The organism is Actinoalloteichus caeruleus DSM 43889 (assembly GCF_000429185.2).
Lineage (GTDB): Bacteria > Actinomycetota > Actinomycetes > Mycobacteriales > Pseudonocardiaceae > Actinoalloteichus_B > Actinoalloteichus_B caeruleus.
On sequence record NZ_AUBJ02000001.1, the window covers coordinates 3,481,168 to 3,498,386 of the forward strand.

The 17,219-nt window shown below is 72.8% G+C and carries 14 protein-coding genes; 9 read left to right on the forward strand and 5 right to left on the reverse strand.

Annotated elements, in window-relative coordinates:
- The first annotated feature begins 196 nt into the window (after nt 1–196).
- Together glmU and G443_RS13415 are read left to right on the forward strand one after the other, a co-directional pair.
- A complete protein-coding gene (glmU, locus tag G443_RS13410; protein WP_051313330.1) occupies nt 197–1,702 on the forward strand; it encodes a bifunctional UDP-N-acetylglucosamine diphosphorylase/glucosamine-1-phosphate N-acetyltransferase GlmU in 1,506 nt (501 codons plus the stop codon).
- Between the two features lie 509 nt (nt 1,703–2,211).
- The gene (locus G443_RS13415) at nt 2,212–3,192 is read left to right on the forward strand and encodes a ribose-phosphate diphosphokinase (RefSeq protein WP_026417403.1); all 981 of its coding nucleotides are present in this window, start codon (nt 2,212–2,214) and stop codon (nt 3,190–3,192) included.
- 182 nt (nt 3,193–3,374) lie between these two features.
- On the opposite strand, the gene G443_RS13420 is transcribed toward G443_RS13415, so the two are convergent.
- Nucleotides 3,375–4,784, reverse strand: coding sequence for an Nramp family divalent metal transporter (locus tag G443_RS13420; RefSeq protein ID WP_026417404.1), 1,410 nt, complete (start codon nt 4,782–4,784; stop codon nt 3,375–3,377).
- Nucleotides 4,785–5,510: 726 nt separating this feature from the next.
- Between G443_RS13420 and G443_RS13425 the strand changes: the two genes are divergently transcribed.
- The 6 genes from G443_RS13425 (at nt 5,511) to pth (ending at nt 10,839) form a co-directional block, all read left to right on the forward strand.
- Nucleotides 5,511–6,146: an ABC transporter ATP-binding protein gene (locus tag G443_RS13425; RefSeq protein ID WP_051313332.1), complete on the forward strand. Its 636-nt coding sequence runs from the start codon at nt 5,511–5,513 to the stop codon at nt 6,144–6,146.
- On the forward strand, nt 6,143–7,489 hold the full coding sequence (locus G443_RS13430; protein WP_253860209.1) for an FtsX-like permease family protein: 1,347 nt from the start codon (nt 6,143–6,145) through the stop codon (nt 7,487–7,489). The genes G443_RS13425 and G443_RS13430 overlap by 4 nt, the downstream gene beginning before the upstream one ends.
- Nucleotides 7,432–8,727: an FtsX-like permease family protein gene (locus G443_RS13435; protein ID WP_253860210.1), complete on the forward strand. Its 1,296-nt coding sequence runs from the start codon at nt 7,432–7,434 to the stop codon at nt 8,725–8,727. Before G443_RS13430 ends, G443_RS13435 begins: the two co-directional genes overlap by 58 nt.
- Before the next feature lie 382 nt (nt 8,728–9,109).
- Nucleotides 9,110–9,718 (forward strand): 50S ribosomal protein L25/general stress protein Ctc, encoded by a 609-nt coding sequence (locus G443_RS13440; protein ID WP_026417407.1) that lies wholly within the window; start codon nt 9,110–9,112, stop codon nt 9,716–9,718.
- 122 nt (nt 9,719–9,840) lie between these two features.
- Entirely contained in the window at nt 9,841–10,107 is a 267-nt protein-coding gene (locus tag G443_RS25050; RefSeq protein ID WP_026417408.1) for a DivIVA domain-containing protein, read from the forward strand.
- 150 nt (nt 10,108–10,257) lie between these two features.
- Nucleotides 10,258–10,839 (forward strand): aminoacyl-tRNA hydrolase, encoded by a 582-nt coding sequence (gene pth / locus G443_RS13455; protein ID WP_026417409.1) that lies wholly within the window; start codon nt 10,258–10,260, stop codon nt 10,837–10,839.
- 196 nt (nt 10,840–11,035) lie between these two features.
- On the opposite strand, the gene G443_RS13460 is transcribed toward pth, so the two are convergent.
- Together G443_RS13460 and G443_RS13465 are read right to left on the reverse strand one after the other, a co-directional pair.
- Nucleotides 11,036–11,863 (reverse strand): ABC transporter permease, encoded by an 828-nt coding sequence (locus tag G443_RS13460; RefSeq protein ID WP_081715205.1) that lies wholly within the window; start codon nt 11,861–11,863, stop codon nt 11,036–11,038.
- The gene (locus tag G443_RS13465) at nt 11,860–12,891 is read right to left on the reverse strand and encodes an ABC transporter ATP-binding protein (RefSeq protein ID WP_051313334.1); all 1,032 of its coding nucleotides are present in this window, start codon (nt 12,889–12,891) and stop codon (nt 11,860–11,862) included. The genes G443_RS13460 and G443_RS13465 overlap by 4 nt, the downstream gene beginning before the upstream one ends.
- Before the next feature lie 116 nt (nt 12,892–13,007).
- Here G443_RS13465 and G443_RS13470 point away from each other — a divergent pair, with 116 nt between their 5' ends.
- Nucleotides 13,008–13,850: a TetR/AcrR family transcriptional regulator gene (locus G443_RS13470; RefSeq protein WP_162147265.1), complete on the forward strand. Its 843-nt coding sequence runs from the start codon at nt 13,008–13,010 to the stop codon at nt 13,848–13,850.
- A 441-nt stretch (nt 13,851–14,291) separates the two neighbouring features.
- Here G443_RS13470 and G443_RS13475 read toward each other — a convergent pair whose 3' ends face one another.
- Both G443_RS13475 and G443_RS13480 read right to left on the reverse strand, forming a co-directional pair.
- Nucleotides 14,292–16,094, reverse strand: coding sequence for an ABC-F family ATP-binding cassette domain-containing protein (locus tag G443_RS13475; RefSeq protein WP_026417411.1), 1,803 nt, complete (start codon nt 16,092–16,094; stop codon nt 14,292–14,294).
- A 233-nt stretch (nt 16,095–16,327) separates the two neighbouring features.
- A complete protein-coding gene (locus G443_RS13480) occupies nt 16,328–17,149 on the reverse strand; it encodes an ESX secretion-associated protein EspG (protein WP_155886023.1) in 822 nt (273 codons plus the stop codon).
- Nucleotides 17,150–17,219: the final 70 nt, after the last annotated feature.

Sequence of the window (17,219 nt, forward strand, 5' to 3'; positions counted from 1 at the left end):
GCGCGCGGCGGCTGGTCGCCCCGCGTCCGGACCCACCAACAGCGGAGATCAACTCCGTGGGCCGTCGCGCGGCCCGGCCGGCGACCACCCCTTAGGATCAGGCACCCTGAAGGGCGAACGACCGTGGGTCCGCCGCGTCCCGGCCACCCCGGAGCCGCCGCCCGACCTCACGGAGAACCGCGGAGGGAGATCCTCGATGCGTCACGGTGCTAGCGCCGGTCCCGTTGCCGACGAGGCCGGAACGGGCCCCGTCAGCACGATCATCCTCGCGGCCGGCGAAGGCACCAGGATGCGGTCGTCCACCCCCAAGGTGCTGCACGCGATCGCCGGGCGGTCCCTGGTGGAGCACGCCGTGCGGGCCGCCGCCGAGCTGGGGCCGGACGAGCTGGCCGTGGTCATCGGCCACGGCCGCGACCGGGTCGGCGCGCACCTCGACGCCGTGGGCGACCGGATGGGCCGCGAGATCCGGCTCGCCGTGCAGGAGGAGCAGCTGGGCACCGGGCACGCGGTGGCCTGCGGGCTCGCCGCCCTGGACGGCGCGGCCGACGCGGGCACCGTCCTCGTCAGCTACGGCGACGTCCCGCTGCTGGACGGGGCCACCCTGTCCGCCCTGCTCGCCGAGCACCGGTCCGCCGGCAACGCGGTCACCGTCCTGACCTCGGTCGTGGCCGACCCCACCGGGTACGGGCGGGTGACCCGCGACGACGACGGCGCGGTGACCGCCATCGTGGAGCACAAGGACGCCACCCCCGAGCAGCTCGCGATCACCGAGATCAACTCCGGTGTCTACGCCTTCGACGCGGCGGTCCTCTCCGACGCGCTGGGGCGGCTCGGGACGGCGAACGCGCAGGGCGAGCGCTACCTGACCGACGTCCTCGGGATCGCCGTGGGCGACGGCCGCCGCGCCGGAGCGCTGGTGTGCGGCGATCCGTGGCTGGTCGAGGGTGTCAACGACCGGGTCCAGCTGGCCCGGCTCGGCGCGGAGCTCAACCGGCGGCTGGTGGAGCGGTGGATGCGCGCCGGGGTCACCGTGGTCGACCCCGACTCGGTGTGGGTGGACGTCGACGTCCAGCTGGAGCGGGACGTGCTGGTCGAACCCGGCGTGCAGCTGCGCGGGACGACCACGGTGGGCGCGGGGGCCACGGTCGGCCCGGACAGCACCCTGGTGGACTGCGAGATCGGTCCGGACGCGGTGGTGGTCCGCACCCACGGCACGGGGGCGGTGGTCGGAGCGGGTGCGACCGTCGGCCCCTTCGCGTACCTGCGCCCCGGCGCGGAGCTCGGGGAGAAGGGCAAGATCGGCACCTTCGTCGAGGTGAAGAACTCCCAGATCGGCGCGGGCAGCAAGGTCCCCCACCTCAGCTACGTCGGTGACGCCACGATCGGCGAGTGCAGCAACATCGGCGCGGCGAGCGTGTTCGTCAACTACGACGGGGTCGAGAAGCACCGCACGGTCGTCGGGTCCCACGTCCGCACCGGCTCGGACAACATGTTCGTCGCTCCGGTCACGGTCGGGGACGGCGCCTACAGCGGGGCCGGGACGGTCCTGCGCCGCGACGTCCCCCCGGGCGCGCTGGCCGTCTCCGGCGGCCCGCAGCGGAACCTGGAGGGCTGGGTGGAACGCCGTCGTCCGGGCACCGCGGCCGCCGAGGCCGCGGCCCGCGCCCGCCGCGCCGCCGAGGGGGAGCACCCGGAGGCCTGAGACACGCCGTTCCGGGCACGGCCCGCCGAGGTCGTCCGCCCCGGAACCCGCCGGGCTCGGTCGGCGGGCGGCGCCCGGTTCGCGGCCGACTGGCGCTCGGCTGGGCCGGTGGTGTCGTCCCGGTCCCGCGCCGGGCGGTGGCGGGTCGTCCGCTCGCCGGTGGCCGGGCGCGGTCCCCGCTCCGGATGGGACGGAGCCGCCCACCTCCGAGACGCCGTCCGTCCGGCGGGCCCGGCTGACCAGGGCGCGCGACCGGTGTCCCCGCCGTCGACCGGCGCCGGGCCGGGCCGGGACGGCACCGCCATCCGGGGGTTCACCGGCGCGGCCGATGGGAGCAGCCCGTTGGCCGATGTGTGACGTGGTCGGCCCGTCATGTGGTCGCAGCGCCAACGCCCGGACAGGTACCGTTCGTGGGGCCGTGAAGGTCGCGGCACCGAGCCGTAACGTCTTGAGAGGTAAACAGCGGTGTTGATCTTGCTCAGGTACGACTGCTTCGGAGGGACCGGCGCGTGAGCCCGATGGCTGGCACTCCCAAGAAGAACCTGATGTTGTTCTCCGGCCGGGCCCACCCGGACCTGGCCGAAGAGGTCGCCAAGTACCTCAACGTCGGCATCACCGCGCAGTCCGCCTACGAGTTCGCCAACGGCGAGCTGTTCGTCCGGTTCGAGGAATCGGTCCGGGGCTGCGACGCCTTCGTACTCCAGAGCCACTGCGCTCCCATCAACACCTGGCTGATGGAGCAGCTGATCATGGTGGACGCGCTGAAGAGAGCCAGCGCGAAGCGCATCACCGTGATCATGCCCTTCTACCCCTACGCCCGACAGGACAAGAAGCACCGGGGCCGCGAGCCCATCTCGGCACGGCTCGTCGCCGACATGTTCAAGACGGCCGGCGCCGACCGGATCATGTCCGTTGACCTGCACACCGCCCAGGTGCAGGGCTTCTTCGACGGCCCGGTCGACCACCTGCTCGCCCAGACGCTGCTGGCCGGCCACGTGGCGAAGACCTACCAGAACCGCGAGATCACCGTCGTCTCCCCGGACTCCGGCCGGGTGCGCCTCGCCGAGAAGTGGGCCGACACCCTCGGGCAACGTCCACTGGCGTTCATCCACAAGACCAGGGACCCGTTCAAGCCGAACGAGGCCATGGTGAACCGCGTCGTGGGTGACGTCCGCGACCGGGTGTGCGTGCTGATCGACGACATCATCGACACCGGCGGCACCATCGTGAAGGCCGCCGAGGCGTTGAAGGAGGCGGGTGCGGCCGAGGTGGTCATCGCCGCCACCCACGGCGTCCTCTCCGACCCGGCCACCGAACGGTTGGCCAACTGCGGGGCCAGCGAGGTCATCTTCACGAACACGCTGCCGATCCCCGAGGAGAAGCACTTCCCCGGTCTGACGGTGCTCTCGATCGCACCGCTGCTGGCCAGGGCGATCCAGCAGGTCTTCGAGGACGGCTCGGTCACCAGCCTCTTCGACGGCGACGCCTGACCGGCACGAGGTGACGGGCCCGACCGGTCCTCCGGTCGGGCCCGTCGTCCGTCGACACCCTCCGCTGGCGAGCTGGCGGCACGCGTGCCACCGCGCCCGCGCGTCCCGCCAGCCGAGGGCCGCGTGGCCGGTGGGCGCTCCTCCCGACGACCGGCCGGACCCCGCCACCAGCCAGCCCCTCCTCAGAACAGGTTGACGACCTCGATCGCGGCGAGGACGGCGAACAGCGCCACGCACACCCCCAGCAGACCGTTGGACACCCAACGCGACCGGTACGGGCGCGGGGTGCGCCGCGAGTTGAGCAACAGCACCAGGGTCAGCGCCAGGAACGGCATGAACAGGGCGCCGAGCACGCCGTAGGCGACGATCAGTTGGAACGGCCGGTCGAGGAAGAGCAGCGCCATCGGGGGGAAGGTCAACCACAGCAGGTAACCCCGGTAGGCGGTGCTGCGCTCCCCGGCCCTCCGGTCGTAGTCGTGCTGGTCCGCCTGGCCGCTGGGCGGGGCCGGCAAGGCCACCTCCCCGGCGGCGGCCGCCTCCTCCACCCGCCGCGTCGGCTCCGGCCGGTCGGCGGGAGCGGCCTCGGCACCGGCGTCCGCCGGTGCCGCCGGCGGCGCCTCGCGGTGGCGGAACACCCGCCACCAGTCGGCGAACAGCAGGCTGACCCCGTTCCACACCCCGATGAGGGAGCTGAAGGACACGGCGAAGAAGCCCACCAGGAACGGGATCCGGGCCCACTCGCCGTAGTTGGCGTCCAGGGTGTCGGCCAGGGTCAGCAGCCCACGGTCGCCGGAGAGCACGTCCTGCCCCAGCAGCATCTCCGAGCCGACGATGAGCATGGCGACGACGAACACCCCGGTGGTGACGTACCCGACCGTGTTGTCCAGCCGCATCATCGCCAGCCAGCGGGGGGAACGCCAGCCCTTGGCGTGGGTCCAGTAGCCGTAGGCCGCCATCGTGATCGTGCCCCCGACGCCGCCGGCCAGGCCGAGGACGAACACGAGCGACCCGGGCGGCAGGTCGGGCACCAGACCACCGGCCATCGCGGTGAGGTTCGGGACGACCAGGACCGCGGTGCCCACCACGGTCACGAACATGACGCCGACCAGCGCCGTCATGAGCTTCTCGATGAGCGCGTAACGGCCGAACCAGACGATGCCGAGCCCGGCGAGGCCGCACAGAATCCCCCACTCCCGCACGGAGAGCACGGGGAAGAGCGCGTTGAGCGGCAACGCGGACGCCGACATCGCCGTCGCCCCGTAGACGAAACCCCAGACGACGGCGTAGGCGCCGAAGTAGATCAGCGTCCAGCTACCCAACTGGCGCCACCCGCTGAGCATGGTCTGCCCGGACGTGAGGTGCCAGCGGCCGACCGCCTCCGCCAACGCGATCTTGAGCACGGTGCCGAGCAGCACCGCCCACAGCAGCGTGTACCCGTACCGCGAACCGGCCACCAGGGTGGCGACGAGATCCCCCGCGCCCACCCCGGTGGCCGCAGCCATGATCCCGGGGCCGAGTTGGCGCAGCCTGGCCCGCACGGGTGGCCCGTCGTCCGCCACCCGCCCCGATCCCGCACCGACCGTGTCAGACATGGCACCGAACGTAGTACCCCGTCTGCCCGAACGGAAGAATCCCGACGCCGGGACACCGGGGCACGACGTGTTCGCGGGGCTCACCGTGATCCAGCCGGGACGCGATCCCGGCCACCCCGGCCCAGCGGGCGGAATTCAGGGAATATCGAGTCGGAAACTCACCAACTCGCCTTCGCGGAGCATTCCACTACCCCGATCGTCGGCACGCGGAGAACGTTGTGCGCCTACCGGAGAGCTCTTCGCACGCGCCTCCGCGCGCACGGGACCAGCATCCGCTCCGGAAATCCCACGGGCTCGACGAGCGCAGCAGGGGAACGCGGCGACCTCCGCCCACCGGAGAGCAGGGGGAGTCCTCCCACCACGACCGTACGGTGGTCGCCGACCCTCCTGACCTGTGATGCCCTGGCCCGCGCCGCCATCCGGAGCCTGACACGCCAGCGTGGATTCCGGCGCACCGCGATGCACCCGGGAACAGGGCCGGCCATCGCGGGACGCACTCCGGTTCGAGTAGCCCGCGGCGGAGCGAGATTTCCGAAATCCCACTACCCGCCCTTCCACGATCAGGAATTTCCCACCGGGTCGGCGCCATGAGTAGCCTTGTCGGTCCGACCCAGCGGAGCGATCATCCGGTATCCAGCAGCGGGATGTCCTCCGAGGCCCATTGGGAGAACCTTCTTGCTGCGAGCAGTGGACATTCGGAAGTCGTACCGATCCGGGACCGTACCGGTGCCCGCGCTGCGGGGAGTCAGCCTGGACGTGGCGGCCGGCTCCCTCACGGCCGTCATGGGACCGAGCGGCTGCGGGAAATCCACCCTCCTCACCGTCGCCGGCGGGTTGCGGGCCGCCGACTCCGGGACGGTGGTCGTCGCGGGAGTGGACCTCGCGTCCCTCTCGGACTCCGCATCACACCGCCACCGCCGGCGCCACATCGGCTTCGTGTTCCAGGACTACAACATCGTCCCCACCCTGAACACCATCGAGAACGTCATGCTGCCCCTCGAGCTCGACGGCCGGAAGCGCTCACACGCGCGGACGGAGGCGGAACGGGCGCTGGCCGCCGTGGGGATCGACGACCTCGCGGCACGCCACCCCGACGCCCTCTCCGGAGGCCAACGGCAACGGGTCGCGCTCGCGCGCGCGATCTGCGGTGAACGCGGGCTGATCCTCGCGGACGAACCCACGGGCGCCCTGGACTCCGCCGCCGCCGGGCAGGTCCTCGACACCCTCGTCGGCCTGGTGCGCGACGGAGCGGCGTGCCTGGTCGTCACGCACGACGAGGCGGTCGCGGCCCGAGCCGACCGCGTCGTGCGCATGAGGGACGGCCTGGTGATCGACGACGGGCGGGAGGGTTCCTCCTCGTGACCGCGACACGTCTCCTGTTCCGCCTCGCGCTGCGGTCCCTGGCGCGACGGAAGGCGCGTACCGCCCTCCTCGTGGCGGCGATCTTCCTTCCATTGACGATGGCGGTGACGGCCTCGGTGCTGGCGACGACGTCGCAGCCGACGGCCGAGGCCGCGACCGAGCAGCGGCTCGGGCAGGCCGGCGCCCTGCTGGTGAACCAGGAACTGGTCGGCTCGGACGGGGTGGACGCGGCGCTACGCTCGGCGGAGTCGGCGCTGGCCGAGAGCCTCGGACGCGAGGTGCCGCTCGTGCCCGAGGTCACCACCCCGCTGCCGGCACGCCTCGGGGACCGGGAGGTCGCCTCCTATGGGCACGGCCTGGACCTCGACGAGGAGATCCACCAGGGGCGCTACCTCCTCGTCGAGGGGCGCCACGCGCGACGCGGCGGGGAGGTCGCCGTCTCCGTCGAAGTGGCGGACCGGCTCGATCTGGCCGTCGGGTCCACGGTCCAGCTCGGCGACCGCCGAGAGGAGGCCATCGTCACCGGGATCGTGTCGGACGCGGGGTCCACGACCCGGAGCTTCGTCGTCGTCGACGTCGCCACCGCCGCCAACCACTCCCCCGAGGCCACGCGGGGCGAGGAGAACGCCACGGGCTCGACGTACGCCGGAACCGTCGCCTGGTACGCGCGGGAGGAAATCGTCCAGACCCCAGAACTGGCGGCTGCCGGGTGGCAGGTCCGGTCCCGGGGTGACGCCCTGCTGGACCACGGCCACCCCGGCTCCGAGGGGGCGGGAAGCCTCCTCCTGGTCATCGCGGCCGCAGTCGTGGCGGAGACCACCCTCGTCATCTTCGCGGTGTTCACCGTGGTCGTCCGCAGCACGGCCCGGGAATCGGCCCTGCTGGCGGCCGCCGGCGCCGATCCCGCCGCACGACGGCGGGTGGTCACCTACCAGGGGGTCCTCCTGGGACTCGCCGCCACCGTCGCCGCCGTTCTCGTCGGTGTGCTCGCCGCCCGGCTGCTGTCCGATCCCTTCGCGGCCAGTCAGGGCCAGATCTGGGGGCCGATCCGGCTGGACCCGGTCCAGATCGGCCTCCTCCTCCTGCTCGGATTGTCGGCTCCGGTGGTGGCGGCGCGCACAGCGGCCGAGCCCGCCGCGCGGCTGGACGTGGCCGCCGCCCTGCACGGGGGTGACCTGCCGGGCAGCTCGGGGGGCAAGGGCTTCCGCCCGGCGCTCACCGCCGGCCTGGTGGGCTCGGCGTTGGCCCTGGCGTCGGGGGCGCCCTGCTCGCGGCGCCGCCGCTGGTGGCCGGTGCCGCCCTGCTCCTCGTCGTCGCCGCCGGCACCGGAATGGGCGCCCTGACCTCCCGCGTGGCGCGTTTCGCGGACCGGCTCCCGCTAGTGGCGCGGTTGGGCGCGCGATCGGCGGCGCGCACGCCGTCGAGGACCACGGCGGTCGCGGTGGTCCTGGTCAGCACCACCGTGCTCGCGGGTGTCGTGCTGGTCGGTATGGGCGCCCTGACCAGGAAGGCCGAGGACGCCTACGTCCCCCAGGTGCCGCACGGGTCGATGTGGGTGACGTTCAGCGCTCCGGTCGGCGACGCGACGCTGGCCGCGCTGGCCGAGGCGGCGGGCACGGACGAGGTGATCCCCCTCCGCCCCGCGCGAACACCCCCAGACACGCGGCGGGACCACCCGGAAGGCGCCGGCGCGCTGCTCCTGTCGACCCCGGTGGAGGACTGCGTGGACCGGGGGGCCGGCGACCTGGTCCACGTGGATGACTGCCTGGCCCACACCGGATACCCACAGTGGCGCACCGAGGTCGTCGTCACGCCGGAGCGGCACCTGCCCGCACTGCTCGACCGCCCCGCCACGGAGGCGGAGCTGTCGGCGTTCCGCCGGGGCGCCGTCCTGGTGCTCGACGACCGGCTCCACGACTCGGGCACCGCCACGGCTCGGGTGGAAGGTTCCGAGTCGGACGGATCCGCCCCGGACACCCTCGACTTCGAGGCGGTCCACGCCCCCGTCGACGTCGCGTACGCGCAGACACCGATGGCCCTGCTCTCCGCCTCCGCCGCCGCCGATCGTGGCCTCATCTGGGATGCCGACCCCTACCTGGTCTACGTGCCGGCAGAGGACATCACCCGCGACACGGAGGACCGGGTGCGGGCACTGCTCACCGCCGACGTCGGGCAGCACTACGGCCTCGGCGTGGAGCGGGGCCCGGAAGCGCAGCGGGTCCTCGCCACGAGCACGGTGGTCGCGGCGCTGGCCCTCGCGGTGCTCGGCGGCACGTTGGCGCTGGTCGCCACCGCGCTGTCGGTCAGCGAGACCCGGCGGGAGCTGGCGACCCTGGCGGCGGTCGGGGCGAGCCGCCGGTTCCGGGGGGCGGCCGTCGCCGCGCACGCCTCGGCGGTGACCGCCACCAGCGTCGGGCTCGGTCTCCTCGTGGTCGTCGCGCTCGCTCCGGCCGTCGTGCTCGCCCTGGAGGGCGGCTGGTCAGTGCTCCCGTGGTGGGGGCTGCTCGGGGCCGCGCTCAGCTGCTGGTGCGTGGCCACCCTCGCCGCCTACCTCGGATCCCGCTGGTCGGTGCGGGGCTAGCGCACCGCGTGCTGGGCCGGCGAGGCCGGCGGACTACCTGGAACCCGCTCGATGCCGGCACGCCCGGCTGGTGCCGGCCCGTCCCGTTCGGCTGGGCCTCCCCCAACAGGTGGGCGGCGACGGGCCGTGACCGGGCGGCGACCCCCGGCCGCCCACCGGGCCGTGGGCGTGGGCCGTGCGGACCAGGAGTTACCCCCGGTTCCCGCTGCTCCGCGCCCCGGCCTACACTTGTCGGGTTGCCTCGGCGAGGCCAGTACACGCTCTGGTGTGATCGACGCGGCGGCTGCTCTGGCCGCGCTCTGTCACGACGAGCGCGCCGCGCCGCCGCGACCACGACGCTGATCGACCGTCCGCCGCCATCCCCAGCAAGGAGTGCATCGCCGTGTCCCAGGTACGTCTTGCCGCTGAGCCGCGCACCGAGTTCGGCAAGGGTGCCGCCCGCCGCACCCGCCGCGCCGGGAAGATCCCCGCCGTCCTCTACGGCCACGACTCCGACCCGAAGCACCTGTCGCTGCCGGCGCTGGAGTTCGCCAGGGTCGTCCGGGAGCAGGGCTTCAACGCCGTCCTGTCCCTCGACATCGCCAACGGTGGGTCGGAGCTGGCCCTGACCAAGACGGTCACCACCCACCCGCTGAAGAACTACATCGAGCACGTGGACCTGCTGCTGGTCAAGCGCGGCGAGAAGGTCACCGTCGACGTGCCCGTCACCGTCGCCGGTGAGCCCGGCCCCGGCACCCTGGTGGACCAGGAGCTCACCGAGATCCAGGTCGAGGCCGACGCGCTGAACATCCCGGAGTCCTTCGAGGTCTCCGTCGCCGGCGCCCGTGAGGGCTTCCAGGTGACGGCCGCCGACGTGCCGCTGCCCTCCGGCGTCACCCTGGTCAGTGAGCCCACCACCCTGCTGGTCAAGGTGGAGGCCTCTCCGACGGCCGCCCAGATGGACACCGGCGAGGAGACCGCTCCGGCCGAGGGCGAGTCCGAGGAGAGCTGATCCGAGCGCCCGACCTCCTGGTCGGGCCGCGTTCGGACCAGCGACGAGACACCGAGCACGCGCGGCGCACCCCGGATTCGGGGTGCGCCGCTCGCCGTCAGACAGGATGTGACACCCGCACCATGGGTTTGACCGCCGCCGACGTGAGCAACGTGGTCATCCGGAAGTCGCCCAGGTTGCTCCGTTCCCGGGGCTACGACGTGGACGAGGTCGACTCGTTCCTCCGCCTCGTGGTGGAGGCGCTGGACGGGCACTCCCGGTTGACGGCGCGGGACGTGCGTCGGGTCGCGTTCCGCGGCCCGCCGACCGGCCGGCGGGGCTACCACCGGGACGACGTCGACGGCCTGCTCGACCTGGTGGAGATGGCCCTGCGGGAACGCGGCCGCTGACCGGTTCCCTGCCCCCGACCGGGTCAGGCCACCGGCCGGCCGTGCTGTCCGGTTCCGGGATCGACGGGCCAGGGGTGCGACCCCGCCGTCCCGGGGCACGGCACCGGTAGGGTCGGTCCGCTCGCGGGCCTCGACTGGAAAGGGTTGGCCGTGACAACCGAGGACACCCCGTTTCTGCTGGTGGGACTGGGCAATCCCGGGCCCCGCTACGCCGGGAACCGGCACAACGTCGGCTTCATGGTGCTGGACCTGCTGGCCGGCCGGCTCGGCGCCCGCTACAAGGGCCACCGCAGCGGTTGCGACGTCGCCGAGGGACGGCTGGGCGGCGTTCGGGTGGTCCTGGCGAAACCCCGTTCCTACATGAACGTCTCGGGTGGCCCCGTCGTCGGCGCCGCCCGCTTCTACAAGATCCCGCCGGCCAGGACGGTCGTGGTGCACGACGAACTGGACCTGCCCTACGGGGCGATCCGGTTGAAGTCGGGCGGCGGCGAGGGCGGCCACAACGGGCTGCGGTCCATCACGTCCTCGACCGGTACCCGCGACTACCTCCGGGTCCGGTTCGGGGTGGGTCGACCGCCCGGTCGGATGGACCCGGCCGCCTACGTCCTCAAGGACTTCTCCGGGGCCGAACGCAAGGAGTTGGAGTTCTTCGTCGACCGGGCGGCCGACGCGGCGGAGGCGGTGGTCACCACCGGCCTGGAGGCCGCGCAGAACACCTTCCACGCGCTCTAGGTCCCGACGTCGCCGGAAGCGTTCCACGCCTCAGCCGTCGTCCCGGCGCCCGCCGGCCCGCGCCGCACCCGAGCCCGGGGGTCGACACGCGGTGACACCCCGAGCCGGGGTCCGGTCCCGGTCAGCTTCCGCCGGACTACCGGTGACGGGTGCGGAACGGGGCAACCCCCCCGGGGCCGGGACCGCGCTTCGCGGGCTACCGGGCGGAGCGGCGGATCGTCCGGATCCCGACCGCCAGCCCACCCGCGCAGGTCAGTGCCGCCGCCACCGCGCCCCACAGGACGGTGGACGAGGCGAAGGTGCCCATGAACAGCTCTCGTTCGGCGTCGACGATGTAGGTGAGCGGGTTGAACCGTGCCACGGTCCGCATCCAGTCCGGGCCGGTCTCCAACGGGAGCATCATCCCGGACAGCAGGAGCAGGGGGAAGGTCAGTGACTGCTGCACCGTCCAGAACATCCATTCCTTCCCGCGCGTGGCGATCGCGAGGGCGTAGGACAGCGCGCCGAGGCCGATGCCGAACACTCCCAGGAGGAGGATCCCGACGAGCACGTGCGCGAGATGCGGCGTGACGCCGAGCGGTACGGCTACCAGCGTGATCACCAGTGCCTGGACGACCAGGGGCGCGAACTCCTTGAGCGCGCGCCCGGTGAGGATGGACGCGCGGGACAGCGGAGAGGCGAGGATGCGCTCGTAGGACCCGGTCTGCATCTCGTACTGGAGGTTCGACCCGGTCATGCCCGTGCCGAAGACGCAGATCATCACGATCACTCCGGGCAGGAACCACTCCAGGGCGCTCGCGTCGCCGATCCCGTCACCGCCGACCATGCCTCCCAGCAGTGGCGCGAACAGGGCCAGGAACACCAACGGCTGGAGCAGGGAGAAGACCAACGAGAACGGGTCACGCAGCACGACCACGATCTCGCGGGTGAAGACAGCTCGCGTGTCGCTCAGGAAGCGACCGATGCGGCCGCCCGTGCCGTCCTCGTCGGCGGCGTGCACGTGTTCGATCGTCTGGGCGTTCATGCGGCATCCGCTCCGTCCGTGGTGTTCGCGGTCCTGGCCGCCGCCGAGCCGTCCTCCGCCGCGTCGGGGGTGTCGTCCTCGCGCAGGCTGCGGCCGGTGAGGTTGAGGAAGACGTCGTCGAGCGTGGCCTCTCGGATCGCCGCCGCCTCCGGGCGGGCTCCCGCCGCCTCCAGCAGGTGGAGGATGCCCGGCAGCTGCCGTGCGCCGTGGTCGGTCGCGAGGACGACCGCCTCCCCGGCCCGCTCCTCGAAGCGGTCGGCGTAGCGCTGGTCCGCCCGCAACGCCCGCTTCGCCACGTCGGCCTCGTCCACGGCGCCGAAGGTCAGGGTGATCACGTCGTCGGCGTGGTCGAGCTTGAGCCTGCCCGGCGAGTCGTCGGCGATGACCGTGCCGTGGTCGATCACGATGACGCGCTCGGCCATGTCGTCGGCCTCCTCCAGGTAGTGCGTGGTGAGCACGAGCGTCATGCCGAGGTCATCGCGCATCCGGATGATGTGTTCCCACAGGTTCGCCCTCCCCTGCGGGTCCATGCCGGTGGAGGGCTCGTCGAGGAACAGCAGCGGCGGGTGGTTCATCAGACCCATCGCGACGTCGAGGCGACGACGTTGCCCGCCGGAGAGGCTCATGACGGGGCGCTTCTCGAGCCCGTTCAGCTGTAGCGCGCGCAGGAGCTCCGCCGCGCGCTCGCGGGACACGGCCGGCGCGAGCCGGTGGAACGAGCCCTGGGCGCGCAGCTCGTCGATGACCCGGTAGTTGTGCCCGGCGCCGTTGCCCTGGCCGATGTAGCCGATGCGGCGGCGGACGAGGGCTGGTTGGGTGCGCACGTCCGCCCCGGCCACCCTCGCACTACCGGAACTCGGGCTGAGCAGGGTGGTGAGCATCCGCAGGGTGGTCGACTTGCCCGCTCCGTTCGGCCCCAGGAAGGCGACGAGCTCGCCCGGCGCGACGTCGAGGTCGACCCCCTTCACCGCGTGGACGAGCTGCTTCCCCCGCTGGAAGGTCTTGGTCAGACCCTCAGTGTGGATCATGGGAACCTTCATTCGCGTACGGTGTACCGAAAATGACGAGCGACATTAACATACGATGTACGGGAATTGCCACGAGGATTGTGCGATCCGGGCACGACGTCTGGGAGGCTGGTCGCGTGACTGACAGGAGACCGACGTCCGCTCCGACGGGGCAGGGAACATCGGAGCCCGCGAGCGCCTGCCCGCCGCCCGAGGCGGTGCCGAGGTCCACGGCGGAGGTCGCCCGCCGACTCGCCCTGCTGTGGGACCGCCCCACGCCGTCCCCGCTCGGGCGCCGGGCGCGGCTGAGCCTCACCGCGGTCGTGGACGCGGCCATCGGCCTCGTCCAGGAGTCCGGACTCGAGGCGCTCTCGATGCGCGGGGTGGCCGCGCGGCTCGGCGTGGGCGCCATGTCCCTGTACACCTACGTGCCCGGCCGCACCGAACTCGTCGACCTCATGATCGACCGCGCGTACGAGGCTTTCGAGCTCCCCGACCCGGAGGCCGACTGGCGTCCCGCCCTGGAGCAGTACGCGAGGCAGCTGCACGCGCTGCTCGGACGACATCCGTGGATGCTCACGCTCAACCGGACCCGGCTTCCGCTCGCACCGCACGTGCTCGACGCCGACGAGGCCGGGCTCCGCACGTTGATCGACACCGGACTGCCGGAACATCGGGTGGTCGAGGTGGTCGAACTCGTCAACGGGCTCGTCTGGGGCCTCGCCTCCACCGCCGCGCGCGAGGCCGCGGAGAGCAGTGAGACCGGCCAGGGGTACGGCGAGTACTGGCAGGAGTGGAGCGGTTTCTGGGTGACCTACTTCGACGTCGAGCGCTATCCGACGATGACGCGGGTCTACCAGGCTGGCGCGTTCGACGACGGCGTCGACTTCGACCGCGTCCTCGGTCGCCTGCTCGACAGCGTGGAGAACACGATCGACCAGTACTCCACCGGGGCGTCCCCGGCGTCTCGGCACGACTGAACGGAGCCAGCGCGGGGGCGAGTTCGCCGTGAGGGGTCAGCGTCCCCGACGTGCTGGGCGGTCTTCGACGGCGCACTCGCTGGGAGTCATCTCGATCGACGGGCCTGGCCGCGCCGGACGCCACCGGCGGCTGCTCACCCGGGCGCCGAGAGGTGCCCGGGGATGGCGGGGGCGGACGCGGGCCGGCCGGCCAACGGTCGACGCCGTGGGGACGTCGAGCGGACCGGCCGCCCTCGCCCCGGGGACCGCTGCCGCGGAATGGGCGCCCCACCACGGCATGCCATGCCAGCTGGATCGCGCCGGCACTCCGTCGGAGACCGGACCGGCGGCACGGCTCCGCCCCTGGCCAGGGACGCGACCGAGCACGGAGCCCCGAGGAGGGGACTCCGGACCACGTGGGCGGGCGCGCACCACGCGCCCCTCATGCTCCCGGCGCCCGGCTCAGCCCTCCGCCAGTTCGGCGGCGGCCAACCACTCCAGCTCGACCTCCTCCTTCTCCGCGACGACCTTGCGGAGTTCGGTGTCGAGCTCGGTCAGGCGGTGCGGGTCGCTGCCGGCCTCGGCGATGGAGTCGTTGATCCGCTCCTCCTTCGCCGTCAGCGTGTCGAGCCGACGCTCCAGCTTGGCGAGCTGCTTGCGGACGGCGCGCTGTTCGGCGGCCGTCGCCTTCGCGGCGGCGCTCTTCCCGCCGCCGGCCGGGGAGACCGAGGAGGTCGTCCCGCCACCGCCCCGGCCCGAGTCCAGGTCCTCCTGGCGTCGACGCAGGTACTCCTCGATGCCCCCGGGCAGGTCGGTGATCACTCCGTCGCCGAAGAGGGCCACCACCTGGTCGCAGACCCGTTCCACGAGGTAGCGGTCGTGGGAGACGACCACGAGGGTTCCCGGCCACGAGTCGAGCAGGTCCTCCAGCTGCTGGAGCGTGTCGATGTCGAGGTCGTTGGTCGGCTCGTCGAGCAGCAGGACGTTCGGTTCCGCCATCAGCAGCCGGGCCAGTTGCAGCCGACGGCGTTCACCGCCGGAGAGGTCCGAGACCGGGGTCCACTGCCGCCCCTTGGGGAACCCGAGCCGTTCGGCGAGCTGGGACGCCGCGAGCTCCAGCTTGCCCAGCACGATCCGCTGGGCGATCTCCTCGATGGCTTCGAGGACCCGCAGGTCACCGGGCAGGTCGTCCAGTTCCTGCCGCAGGTGGGCCAGCCGGACCGTCTGCCCCCGCAGGCGGCGGCCACCGTCGGGTTCCCGCTCCCCCGCCAGCAGCCGCAGCAGGGTCGTCTTGCCGGACCCGTTCACCCCGACCAGGCCGATGCGGTCCCCAGGACCGATCCGCCAGGTGACCCGCGACAGCAGGGACCGCTCCCCGACGCGCAGGTCGGCGTCCTCGATCTCCAGGACGGTCCGCCCGAGCCGCCGCTTCGCGAAGCTCAGCAGTTGCACCGAGTTCCTGGGTTCCGGCACGTCGGAGATCAGCGCCTCGGCGGCCTCGATGCGGAACCGGGGCTTCGAGGTCCGGGCGGGCGCGCCACGCCGCAGCCAGGCGAGTTCCTTGCGGGCGAGGTTGCGCCGCCGGTCCTCGGCGGCCTGGGCCTGCCGCCCGCGCTCCGCCCTGGCGAAGATCCAGTCCGCGTAGCCGCCCTCGTACTGTTCGACGCGGCCGTCGACGACCTCCCAGGTCCGGGTGCAGACGGTGTCGAGGAACCAGCGGTCGTGGGTGACGACGATGAGCGCGCACCGGCGCGCGGTGAGGTGTTCGGCCAGCCAACGGACACCCTCGACGTCGAGGTGGTTGGTGGGCTCGTCCAGCACCACCAGGTCGAGCTCCTGGACGAGCGCGGCGGCCAGCGCCACTCGGCGTCGTTCACCACCGGAGAGCGTGCCGATGCGCGTGTCCAACCCCCGGTCGGTGATGCCCAGTCCGCCGAGCACGGAGCGCACCCTGGGGTCGGCCGCCCACTCGTGCTCGGCGGCGAATCCCAGGGGTTCCAGCACGGCCTGCCGGATGGTCGACGCCTCGGCCAGTTCGGTGCGCTGCGTCACCACGGCCATCCGCAGGTCGGACACGTGGCTCACCCGGCCCGAGTCGGGGGGCTCACTGCCGGCCAACACCTCGAGCAACGTGGTCTTGCCACCACCGTTGAGGCCGACCACGCCGACGCGTTCGCCGCGGGAGACACCGAGCGAGACGTGGTCCAGCAGGGTCCGCACCCCGTGCGACTTGGACACGTCCTCCAGGTTGACGAGGTTCACCATGCGTTGAGCCGCTCCGTGCTTCCGGCCGCCCGGCCCACCTCCCCGTGCGGGGGAGGACGCCGACGGCGGCCACGTTCCGTGCCGTCACTCCCTCCGAGCCTACGCAAGGGAGGGTCGCGTCCGGCCCCGGACCTTCGAGGGCTGGCGGCCGGGCCCCTCGGCCGGGGCGGTCGGCGACCCCGGGCGGGGAGGGGCCCACCGCCCCTCCCCCGGTCCGCTCGGGCGCCGGCCGGTCACCGCCCCTCGCGGAGCGCCGTGATCGCCTCCCCGAGCTTCTGGGCGAACCTCCGGTGGTCGGCGCCGAAGAAGTTCGCCACCCGCCCGTTCGGGGACTCCGAGACCTGGTTGACGATCCGCCCGTCCTCGGTGTCCGACCACTGGATCAGGGGTGCCTTGGTCGTGCGCCCCAGCCGGTCCCGGACGGTGATCCCGATCTGGCCGGTACGGAGCCGGGGCTTCTCGAAGACCCGTTCCAGGGTCCGCACAGCCGAGCTCTGCGCTCCCGCCGCCCGGGGGCGGTCCTGCTCCAGGAAGCTGTGGTCCTCGTCGATCTCGTCGTCCCGGCGGTGCCGGCCCGTCGGCGCCGGGCGCGGCTCGGCGGCGGGCATCGGCAGGGTGACCGAGGGGATCGACGCCGCCGGCGCCTCGGGCAACAGGGCCAACGCCGAGTAGACGAGGCTGCTGGCCCTGATCTCCTCGACGCGGATGCCACCCCCGAGTTCCCCCCGGACCCGATACCCGACCTCACCGTTCCCGGCGACCAGCAGGGCCTGGTGCCCGCCCTGTTCCTTCAGGTCGGTCATCCAGATCATGTCGACGGCCAACGGTGGCCGGGCCATCATCAGCAGGGCGTCCTCGACCTCCGTGTTGGCGCGAATCCCGTCCCCGAGGCCGGAGGCGGCGAGCTGGTTGTAGACACGGCGGCGGATCTCCGCGCGCTCGTCCATGGTCTCGCCGTGGGACCTGACCCGTAAGGGGTAGGGGTGGCGGCCGAGGCCACCGTCCTCCCAGAGGATGTCGTACTGCTGCGCGGTGAGTCGGAACGAGAAGGACATGGTCAGCCGTTTCGGTTGGTCTGGTCGCGGTGGCTCGGTGGGCGGGCCGAGACCTGGAGGAGGGCCCACC

Excerpts from the sequence above, each read along its gene's own strand:
- G443_RS13420 (WP_026417404.1), bottom strand. The coding sequence starts at position 4,784 with ATGTCTGACACGGTCGGTGCGGGATCGGGGCGGGTGGCGGACGACGGG.
- glmU (WP_051313330.1), top strand. The coding sequence starts at position 197 with ATGCGTCACGGTGCTAGCGCCGGTCCCGTTGCCGACGAGGCCGGAACG.
- G443_RS13475 (WP_026417411.1), bottom strand. The coding sequence starts at position 16,094 with ATGGTGAACCTCGTCAACCTGGAGGACGTGTCCAAGTCGCACGGGGTG.
- G443_RS13480 (WP_155886023.1), bottom strand. The coding sequence starts at position 17,149 with ATGTCCTTCTCGTTCCGACTCACCGCGCAGCAGTACGACATCCTCTGG.
- G443_RS13465 (WP_051313334.1), bottom strand. The coding sequence starts at position 12,891 with ATGATCCACACTGAGGGTCTGACCAAGACCTTCCAGCGGGGGAAGCAG.
- G443_RS25050 (WP_026417408.1), top strand. The coding sequence starts at position 9,841 with ATGGGTTTGACCGCCGCCGACGTGAGCAACGTGGTCATCCGGAAGTCG.
- G443_RS13460 (WP_081715205.1), bottom strand. The coding sequence starts at position 11,863 with ATGAACGCCCAGACGATCGAACACGTGCACGCCGCCGACGAGGACGGC.